The following is a 1,217-nucleotide window of genomic DNA, read 5'->3' as shown; positions in this document are numbered from 1 at the left end:
GGGTGGTCTCTAGTGGTCAGTGCAACAGGTAGGGTTCGATGATCTCAGCTGGGGTGGCGAAGTGGAGGCGTTTGCGGGGGCGGGTGTTCATCTCCCACTCGACGTAGGCGAGGTCGTCTGGGGTGTGGATGGTGAGGTCGGTGCCTTGGGGAAGTATTGGCGTAGGAGTCCGTTGGTGTTCTCGTTCGACGCGCGTTGCCAGGGCGAGTGGGGGTCGCAGAAGAACACGTCGATATCCGCGCCGACAGCGGTTTCGTGATGTTTGTGCATCTCGCTGCCCTGGTCCCAGGTGATCGAGCGCCGCAGCGCATCGGGGAGCGAGCCGAGCTTGTCGATCAGACCATCCCGAACCGCTTCGACCCGGTTCGTGCCGGCAGGGATGTGGATCAGCATCAGGTAGTTCGAGTGACGTTCGATCACAGTTCCGATCGCGGAGCGGCCGTTCTTACCGATGATCAGGTCCCCCTCCCAGTGCCCGGGAACGGTACGGTCGTCGGCCTCGGCCGGCCGGTCCTGGATCATCACCATCCCCGGGATGCGGCCGCGCCGTTCCTGAGCTGCCCGGGCGGGTTTCCGGAGCGTGCGCCCGGTCCTGACCGCGGTCGTGAGTTCGTGTTTGAGTCCGCCGCGGGCTTGGAGATAGATCGCTTGATAGATCGTCTCGGCACTCACCCGCATCTCCGCATCCTCTGGGAACAACACGTGCAAGCGTCCCACGATCTGTTCCGGAGACCGCCGTAACCCCAACTCCGTAGCCACATGCTCCCGGAGGCGGGTGTTGGTGACCAGCTTCGACGGTTTCGGGCGTCTGGCCCGTTCGAACGCGCGCGCCTGCGCGGTCGTGGCCCGATACTTGCCCCACTCGTTCGTGTTCCGGGCCAACTCTCTCGAGATCGTGGACGCGGCCCGCCCCAGCCGGCGGCCGATCTCCCGCATCGATAACCCTGCTGCGCGACCCGCGAGGATCTCCTCCCGCTCCTCGAACCTCAACGCCCGCCCGTCCGAGCGGCGAGGACGCACCCCGCCATACTCACGGACATGCTGCTTCACCGCGGTCGGTGACCACCCGATCACCGCCCCGATCTCGGCCGTGGTCAACCCCCGAGCCCGCAGATCCCACAACTGATTCACCGTCACCGCCAGCATCCGCGACGAGAAATACGCCATCATCAACACCCCTCAATCGTCAGGCGTTGCACACACCGCTAGAACCTGCG

1 pseudogene is annotated in these 1,217 nt (G+C 65.1%); it reads right to left on the bottom strand.

The annotated features are described in order from the left end of the window. Window positions 1-16 precede the first annotated feature (16 nt). A pseudogene (locus N1031_RS20375) lies at window positions 17-1,146 on the bottom strand (IS30 family transposase). Window positions 1,147-1,217: the final 71 nt, after the last annotated feature.

This window comes from Herbiconiux moechotypicola (genome assembly GCF_024979255.1).
In the GTDB taxonomy this organism is placed as follows: Bacteria; Actinomycetota; Actinomycetes; order Actinomycetales; family Microbacteriaceae; genus Herbiconiux; species Herbiconiux moechotypicola.
Note: the sequence above shows the minus strand (reverse complement) of the source record. Positions and strands in the feature narration are given on the sequence as shown.